Annotated in this window: 2 protein-coding genes; both read left to right on the plus strand. The window is 43.7% G+C overall.

Going from position 1 to position 10,408, the window contains the following annotated elements; all coding sequences use genetic code 11:
- Positions 1–101 precede the first annotated feature (101 nt).
- The gene (locus tag HMPREF0373_RS09140) at positions 102–4,154 is read left to right on the plus strand and encodes a fibronectin type III domain-containing protein (RefSeq protein ID WP_021739405.1); all 4,053 of its coding nucleotides are present in this window, start codon (positions 102–104) and stop codon (positions 4,152–4,154) included.
- 693 nt (positions 4,155–4,847) lie between these two features.
- A partial coding sequence (locus HMPREF0373_RS09145; RefSeq protein ID WP_021739407.1) for an endo-alpha-N-acetylgalactosaminidase family protein occupies positions 4,848–10,408 on the plus strand: 5,561 nt, incomplete at its 3' end.

Raw genomic sequence — 10,408 nt, forward strand, 5'->3', positions numbered from 1 at the left:
TCTCGCAGCAAGAATGCCGAGGGCATTCTTGATAAGGATTCACGAATGGATTTCTTTGTTGATATCAGTTATTACAGCCATATAAGAAGAGGAGGAAGATAATGAGAAAAACTTGGGCAGGCAAATTACTCGCAATGGTACTGACCGGTGTTACTGTCATGGGGACCATGCCGGCATATGCAGTGTTTGCTGAAGAAGCGCAGCAGGGAACTACTTATTATGTAAGTTCTGAAAATGGTGATGATGCAAATGATGGTACATCCGAGAAAAAAGCATTTAAGTCTCTGGATAAAATCAATGACATCACATTACAGCCGGGAGATAAAGTTCTTCTGGAAAAAGGATCTGTATTTGACGATCAGTACATTCATGTAAAAGGAAGTGGAAGTGCTGAGGCACCGATCGAGATTTCTACATACGGAGAAGGCGACAGACCACAGATCAATGCAAACGGTAAGGGTGTATGGTATCAGGACTACGGCAATCGTCTGGACAATACCTGGCACAAATATCAGGGTAACGTATCTTCCACAATTTTACTGGAAGATGTGGAGTATATCGAAGTACGCGGTCTGGAACTGACAAATGACAGACAGGAAGGCGACGATGACGGCAAAGCATACAATGACTTTAATGTTATGGACAGAACCGGTGTGGCCGGCGTGGCTCAGAACAAAGGAACTATCAATCACATCGTTCTGGATGATCTGTATGTACATGATGTAGACGGAAACGTTTATAACAAACATATGGCAAATGGTGGTATCTACTTTATCGTAGAGAAACCGGATAATGAGAGTGCAACCGGTATTTCCAAATTTGACGATCTCGTGATCGAGAACTGTCGTGTGGAAACCACAAACCGCTGGGGTATCGCAGCAGCTTATACATATGCATGGTCCCGGTTTACCAGTGCAAAGATTTCGGATGAGATCGCAGAAAAATATGGTTCCACAAACGTGGTGATCCAGAATAACTACATCAAGGGTGCAGGTGGCGATGCCATCACAACCATGTATGCGGACAAACCACTGGTTCAGTACAATGTTGCTGAGGATTGTTCCCGCCAGATGAATACCACAGACTATTCTGCAACCGGCGCACAGCGTGTAGCAGCAGGTATCTGGCCTTGGAAATGTAAAGATTCTGTATTCCAGTATAACGAGTGTTACAACAACCTGAACTCTTTCAACGGAAACGGTGACGGACAGGCATGGGATGCTGACTGGACAGACGGAACTGTTTACCAGTACAATTACAGCCACGGAAATTCCGCAGGTGCGATCATGTTCTGTGGTGAGCAGGCCATGAACACTACATTCCGCTACAACATCAGCCAGAATGAGCTGAGAGGACCGCTGGATGTACCTGGCAACCCGGATGCACACATTTACAACAACACATTCTATATTAATGAAAATGTATCCAGCATTTTCTACCGTACAGGCGGAAATGCTGTGATCGAGAACAACATTTTCTACTATGATGGCAAGAATCCGTTGCGCCAGAACTGGTATCCGAATGGTAATTTACAGTATGACAACAACCTGTACTATAACTTCGCAAATACTCCGTCCGGAGATCAGAATGCGATTGCTGTAAAAGCAGGTACAAAGGTACTGGAAAATGCAGGATCCGGCCCGGCAAAAGCAGTCAATGCAACTGCCATCAAACATGAAGATCCGAGTGAAAAAACAGTATTTGACGGATACAAACTGGCAGAAGATTCACCGGCGATCAATGCAGGAAAACAGATTACAGATCTGAACGGATATGAACCGGAGCATGATTTCTTCGGTCATGAACTGACAGTAATCCCGGAGATCGGAGCAGCTGAGAGTGACAGCGTATCTGTAGCAGTCGCTTCCCGTGTTTATACCGTGACAGAGGATTCCATCAGCGGACTTTCCAGACGTACAACCGTAGATACATTACTGGAGAACCTGGTTTATGATGCGGCAGCAGAAGTAAAGGTTATGTCCGGTGAACAGGAACTGGCAGGCAGTGATATCGTAAAAGGCGGCGACCGTGTGATCGTATCTTATGGTGAAAAATCCAGAACGTATACCATTACAGCAAGCTCTGACAATGAGTTGAAAGCGTCTGCATATATGGTATCCGGAAAAACCATTGATATTCCGTCCACAGAGAAGAACCCGACCACTGTCAGTGCAGTAAAACAGAACGTAAGTGTAAACGCAACCGCATCTGTCAGTGTGCTGAAAGATGATAAAGTTCTGGCAAATACAGAGACCATCGCAGACGGAATGACACTTCGCATCACCGCAGAAGATGGTACTGTAAACGATTATAGTATTGCAGTAAAGAATGATTACCACTGGGTTGCTGATTATGTCAACGCACAGCAGGGTAACGTATGGTTTGGACAGATCAAGAACAACAGCACCGATACATGGAAAAACATGACAACGTATGATCCGGACTGGCCAAACTGGCAGGTAAATACTTACTATGGACCTGGTGTAGATGCACCGAACCATGCATCTGCAAACAATACACAGTATCACGGACTTCTTTCCGCTCCGCCAGCAACAGATATCTATACTGCAATGGCATATCGTGTACCGAAGAGCGGTGTGATCTCCATCAACATCAAAGATGATGAGCCATACTTACGTCAGAATGGAAACAATGGCGGAAGTGCAACTATCAGCCTGATGCACAATGATAGAGAACTCCAGAGCGTGGAACTTTCCGTCAGCAGACAGAAAGGCAACTGGTCATCCGTAGATGCACTGGAAGTAAAAGCAGGCGATTATATTCGTGTTGTAGCAAAATCCAATGGAAATCCATCCAAACCATCCGTACATATCACACCGATGATCTCCTATGTGGATCAGGCAGTGAAAGATACTGTGGCACCGGAGACACCGGAATATGTAACCGTTGCAGACGTAGCGGAGAACAGTGCAGTGATCAGCTGGGAGGAAGCACTGGATAACGTAGGTGTAGTCGGATACAACGTATATGTAAATGACAATAAAGTAAATGAAGAACTGATCACAGATACTTCCTATACATTGGAAGGACTGACAGACGGTACCGAGTATGCGGTAACAGTAACAGCAGTCGATGCGGCAGGACTTGAGTCTGAAGCATCCAAGGCAGCCGTATTTACAACCGCAGAAACAGACAGAGAAGCTCCGAGCACACCGGCGAATGTAACAGCCGGCGATATCACAAGAACCGGTGCAACTATCAGCTGGGATGCATCTACAGACAATGTCGGTGTAACCGGATATGATATTTATGTCAATGGTAAAAAAGTAAATGAGGAGCTCATTCAGGAAACAGCATACGCGCTGACAGAACTGACACAGAATACTGCTTATGAAGTGGCTGTATACGCACTGGATGAAAAAGGAAACCGTTCCGAGGCAGGTATGGTATCCTTCATGACAGTAAAAGCATATGCAGACGGTCTTGCAAATGAAGCAGCGGAAGATGGCAACTGGTATTACTACTTAAATGACAAAGTAGCGGAAGACTTTAATGGTCTTGCAGAAAATGCATATGGCTGGTGGTATGTAGAAGCCGGAAAGGTAGATTTTACATTCAATGGATTTTCCGCGAATGAAGCAGGCGTATGGAAAGTAGAAAACGGAAATGTCAACTTTGGTTATACCGGTCTGGCACAGAGTGATGATCAGTGGTACATGGTTCAGAACGGACGTATTGACTTCCACTATGACGGCCTTGCAGCAAATGAGTATGGCTGGTGGAAAGTGACCAAAGGTCAGGTAGATTTTACTTTCAACGGACTTGCACAGAATGAAAACGGCTGGTTTGTCGTTCAGGGTGGACGCGTCAACTTTGAATGTAACGGTCTGGTACAGAATGAGTACGGCTGGTGGTATGTAAGTGGCGGAAAAGTTGATTTCACTTTCAATGGTCTTGCAGCAAATGAGTACGGCTGGTGGAAAGTGACCAAAGGTCAGGTAGATTTTGGTTTCAACGGTCTGGCTCAGAACGAGTATGGCTGGTGGTATGTCAGCGGAGGCAAAATTGACTTTGCTTATACCGGCCTTGCACAGAATGAAAACGGCTGGTGGTATGTCAGAAACGGCAAAGTTGACTTTACATTCAGTGATGATCTGCTGATCAATGGAAAGATTTACAGAGTGATCCGATAATATCAGATGTGAGATGCACAGAAGAATATATCATGCATTGCATGATGTGCATTTCGCAGCAAAAATGCCGAGGCATTTTTGAATATGAAAAACAGACTGTTCCGAATTATATAAAAAGGTCTTAAAAAGCAGGAAAAAATAGCAAGCTTTGAAAAATAAAAAACGATATAATAATTGTGAGAAATGGTTCAGATATAGCAAGGAACAGATGAGATTGTTTCATAACCATATCATCGTTTTTTATCCGCGCAGCAGTATACATGAGGAGGAATGCTGCAACGGTGACAGGACATCCGTTTTATGATGGGGACAAGGCAGATGTTTTTCAACGCAGGGCAAAATCGGAGGAATCCGGCAATGTTCGATGAGGTCAGGAATAAGCATATAAAACTATATATTTGAACAGTCGTATCAGGTAAAAGAAATCAGACATATCTGTATTCCGAAAAATTTGGATAGCATTCATTGTATTCGGGGGATTGCAGAACGGTTTGAAATTGTGGAGACAGAAATGCTGATTTTTCTTTTGCCGGATCGGAAGTGCTCTTTCCATTTTTAAATGATTATATAATTCAGGATTTCCATACCTTACTGGTATGGGAATTTTGAACCTTATATATAAAGATATGAATATTTTCCTGTTCATATCAGGGACTAGAAATCTTATGGGGATCAAGTAAGAGGAGGAAAAAGATGAGGAAAAAACTTGTAGTGCGGATGCTTTGCCTCGCAATGGCAGCATCTATGATTGGCACCATGGTACCGACCAGCCTGTATCCGGTTGTTGCTCATGCAGAGACCGCAGGGCAGGAAGCTAGCACAGCAAAAGCTGTTCTTGAAGATGGTATCAGGGACAAATGGACACAGGACAATCTCATGGGATTTGATTCTGTATGCAAAGTGGAAGATGGATGGCTGCATCTGAGATCCAGCGTTGATAACGGAAACAATCCTGGATCAAAACCGGCAATGTTTGTCAACTCCAAGGAGTTTAACTTTAATGAAGCCGGATATTTTGATTTCACGCTCAAACCGGCAAACGGAGATGGACGTTTTGGTGTATATCTCGGATATAACTCAGACAGAGTCGGAATGATGATCGGTTATGATTCCGGCGGATGGTTCTGGCAGAAATACGGGGCAAGCGGAGATCCGTGGTATAGCGGCAGTCGTGTTGCTTCTCCGGCAAGTGGCGTAGAGACAAATGTTCATATTGAATGGACAGCAGATAAAAAAGTAAGCGTTAAGATCGGTGACCAGGTTGTATTTTCAAACGAAGATTTCAGCGGTATTACAGGTCTTGGCAACAAGATCGCGTTCAAGGGCGGAACTTACAGCTCTGCTGTAACAGATGTATATCTGAAAAATATTCACTATACCGGACAGGCAGAGGCAAAAACATATGCTGTAACAGGTAAAGTTCAGGATCAGGATGGAAAAGCAATCTCAAATGCAACGGTAACCGTAGAGGGACAGTCTGTAAGAACCGGTGAAGACGGAAGCTATTCTCTTACTCTGGCAACCGGAAATTATGAGATGACAGTTGCAAGAGATGGCTATGAGACTGTTGTAGAAAATATTGCAGTAACAGATGCAGATACAGTATTAGATACCGTTTCTTTAGTAAAATCAGCAGAAGTTGAGACTGAGAAACTGTCAACAGAAGATATGGATGTGTTTGTATCCAAAACTTTCCCGAGTGTTGTAAAATACGAGATGAAAGGCGATCTGGCCGGTAAAGTATTCTACGGACAGTCAGAAAAGATCAACACAGTCAGAATTAACAACAGAGATATCCAGCTGGATGATGCAGATGTAAAAGCAACATTCGAAGGAAATAAAGCAACCTATGTGATGACAGTGAAAGGTGACAGCGTAGATGCAGTGATCACTGCTGAACTTGTTGCTGAAAAGAATACACTGGCATTTAACATCACAGATATCAAGAACAATCTGGAAGACAGTGTAACCGGTAATCCGATCCAGACAATTGAGATTCCGGATCAGAGTCTGGTTTCTGTAAGAAGTTCCCAGGAAGGTGCCAACTTCAAAGGCGCAGCAATGTCTTCTAATACAAGAATCAGCGGTGATACTTATACAGATGTAACAATGGATACATCTATGAACAATGATTATATGTATGGATTCGTATCTAATAATGAGCTGAGTGCAGGTCTGTGGAGTAACTCCGAGCATGATGGAAGTTCTGTGGCAACATCTGTAACCGGTGGTTCCAAAAACACCCGTGTACAGGCTGTGACACAGAAAAAACAGGATTATGTATCTCTGGGACTGGGCAGCTGCGCATGGTATTATCATCGTGTGGTAACTGATTCTCATAACAGAAACTTCATGGTAACAGAAACAGATATGCCGAAGGCAAAAATCATCATCAGCGGTGATATGAATGATGACAGTAAGATTGACTGGCAGGATGGTGCTGTATCATTCCGTTCTATTATGAACAATCCATATAAATGCGAAGAAGTTCCGGAACTGGTAGCTTATCGTATTGCCATGAACTTTGGTGGACAGGCTCAGAACCCGTTCCTGACCTCTCTTGATAATGTAAAACGTGTGGCTTTAAATACAGACGGTCTTGGACAGTCCGTATTATTAAAAGGCTATGCAAATGAAGGTCACGATTCCGCACATCCGGATTATGCTGATATCGGAAAGAGAATCGGTGGCGCTGAAGATATGAATACACTGCTGACCGAGGGTGCAAAATATGGTGCAAGATTTGGTATCCATGTAAATGCAGGTGAGATGTATCCGGAAGCAAAAGCTTTCAAAGATGACAATGTACGCCGTGATTACTACGGAAACCTTAGTTATGGATGGAACTGGCTGGATCAGGCAATCGGTCTTGACAGTCTTTACGATCTGGCTACCGGCGATCGTGAGAAACGTTTTGACGATCTGGAAAAACTGGTAGGACAGAACCTTGACTTCGTATATGTAGATATCTGGGGAAATAATACCGGAAGTTATAATGATGATTCCTGGCAGACACGTAAACTGTCCAAAGAAATCAATGATAACGGATGGCGTATGGCAAATGAGTGGGGTGTAGCAAACGAGTATGATGCAACATTCCAGCACTGGGCAGCAGATCTTACCTATGGTGGATTTAACCAGAAAGGTCAGAACAGTGAGGTTATGAGATTCCTTCGTAACCACCAGAAAGACTCCTGGGTAGCTGATTATCCGAAATATGGCGGCGCAGCTATGATGCCACTGCTTGGCGGCTATAACATGAAAGATTTTGAGGGATGGCAGGGACGTAACGATTATGATACCTATATCACAAACCTGTTCACCCACGATGTAACAACAAAATTCATCCAGCATTATGAGATTATTAAATGGGTAGACGGTGATCCTGTATCAGCAGGTGCAGCTACAAACTGGATTCCGGAGATGGAGATTACCTTAAAGGATGATGACGGAAACAAACTGGTACTGACCAGAGGATCCAATAATCCGGACGATGATGCATACAGAGAGAGAACCATGACTCTGAACGGCAAAATCGTTGCAAAGGGCGCACCTTCCCGCGGTGACCGTACAGATTCCGATATTCAGAACGGACGGAATCGTGGTACAGAGAGCTATCTGCTTCCATGGATCTGGGATTCAGAGACAGGTGAGAAAGTAGCTGCTGATGATGAGAAACTGTATCACTGGAATACACAGGGCGGTACAACCACATGGGATCTTCCGGAAGGATGGACCAACCTGAAAGACGTAAAAGTTTACAAACTGACAGACCTTGGTAAGACAGAAGAGAAGACTGTAGAAGTTAAAAATGGTCAGGTTACATTAGAGGCTGAGGCTGAGACTCCTTATGTCGTATGTAAAGGCGAAGAAGGAAATATTAATGTAACATGGAGCGAAGGCATGCATATCACAGATGCAGGCTTCAACGGTGGTGTAGAATCTCTGGAAGCAAACTGGACAAAAGCAGGCGACGGCAATGCAGAGATCGCTAAGAGCCAGTACAGCAACCCGATGCTGAAACTCAGCGGAGATATTTCCATGACTCAGGAACTGACAGATCTGAAACCGGGACAGCGATATGCAGTACTTGTAGGTGTAGATAACCGCAGTGACAGCAAAGCTTCCGTGACTGTAAAAGCAGACGGTAACGTTCTTGATACAAACTATACAGAAAAATCTATCGCAAAGAACTATGTAAAAGCTTATACACACAGCAATTACAGTGCAACCGTAGACGGAAGCAGTTACTTCCAGAACATGTATGTATACTTTACAGCTCCGGAGAGCGGAAAAGTTACATTGACACTGGCAAAATCCGCAGGCGACGGTGATGCATACTTTGATGATGTACGTGTGGTAGAGAACAATGCTCAGAATATTACCAAAGATGAGTATGGTAATGTTGTAAAATTTGAGCAGGATTTCGAGAACAATGTACAGGGTATTTATCCGTTCGTTGTAAGTGGTATCGAGGGCGTAGAGGATAACAGAATCCATCTGTCCGAGCTGCATGCTCCGTATACACAGGCTGGCTGGGATGTTAAGAAGATGGACGATGTCCTGGATGGAAACTGGTCTGTAAAAGTCAATGGTCTGACACAGAGAAATACACTTGCATACCAGACAATTCCGCAGAACTTCCGTTTTGAGCCGGGTGTAACTTACAAAGTAAGCTTCGATTATCAGACAGGAAGTGATGATACTTACGGTGTTGTAGTAGGCACTGGTGAGTACAAAGGCGCAACAAGACTTGAAACTCTGAAAAAACAGATGGGTCCGGATCAGGATGGTCATTATGAGCGTCTGATTACCGGTGATATGTCAGGACAGACCTGGTTTGGTATCTATTCTACAGGTAATGCACCGGATCTTCAGGGAACAAGCGGAAGTGAAGCAAACTTCGGCGGATACAAGGAGATCGTTCTGGATAACCTTGTAATTGAGCGTGTAGATGAGGATATCAATAAAGAAACTCTTCAGGGTCTTATTGATAAGGCAGAAGGTCTGGAAAGAACAGATTATGACAAAGATGCATGGAAAGTTCTTGCAGATGCTGTTGTAAATGCAAAAGTTGCTGTAAATAAAGATAAGACAGATGCACAGGATATTCAGACTGCTTACTATGAGCTGAAAGCAGCACTGGATTATGTGGAAGGATACAAGCTTGATCCGGAAGCTAAGAATGATATCTCCGTTAAAGGTGCAAAAGCTACTGCATTCAGTGAAGACAACGGTACTTACGGATCCAACATAGGAAAAGCTTCCTATGTACTGGATGGTAACACAAGTACGGCATGGATGACAGCTTACAGTGGTTTTAGTACAACAATCAAAAATAATGAAGGATGGATCGATATTCAGTATCCGGAGCCGCATACGGTAGACGGACTTCGTTACCTGCCGGGACCAAGCGTTGGTGGATCTTTTACATCGATTACCACATATGAGATTTCTGTAAAAACAGCTGATTCTGATGAGTATCAGGTTGTAGCAACAGGTGACTGGGCAAATACAGAAGGATGGAAGACCGCTGAATTTGCACCGGTAGAGAATGTTACAAATATTAAACTTCTTGCAAAAGCTGCAAACCCGACAAACTGGTGGGCAGTAGCTTCAGAGATTCGCGCAACAAGCAAATCAGAAGCAGAAGCAGGAAATAAACCAGGGGCAGAAGTAGTAAACAAAGATGCCCTGAATAAACAGATCGAAGCTGTAAAAGCTCTGGATAAAGATAACTATGCAGCAAATGATGCATGGAAGACTCTGGAAGCAAAACTGGCAGCAGCAGAGAAAGTAAGTGCAGATAAAGATGCAACAACTTATGATGTAAAACTTGCACTTGCAAACCTGAAAGACGCACTTGGTGACATTCAGTTACTTGGCGCAGATTACAGCAAAGTAGATGCCGCAATCGCAAAAGTTCCGGCTGATTTAAGTATCTACACAGAAGAAAGTGTAGCAGCACTGAATGAAGCACTCAATGCAGTAAACAGAGACCTTGATATCACAAAACAGAGTGAAGTAGACAAGATGGCAGCAGCTATCAAGAAAGCTATTGCAAATCTGAAGATCGCTCATGCAGATGGTCTTGCAAATGAAGCAGCAGAAGATGGTAACTGGTATGTTTACAAAGATGGAAGCGTAGACACTACTTATACAGGACTTGCAGCTAATACTTATGGCTGGTGGTATGTAGAAGGTGGTAAAGTTAACTTCAACGCAACCGGACTTGTAGCAAATGAGTATGGCTG

The sequence above is a fragment of the Eubacterium ramulus ATCC 29099 genome, assembly GCF_000469345.1.
In the GTDB taxonomy this organism is placed as follows: Bacteria; Bacillota; Clostridia; order Lachnospirales; family Lachnospiraceae; genus Eubacterium_I; species Eubacterium_I ramulus.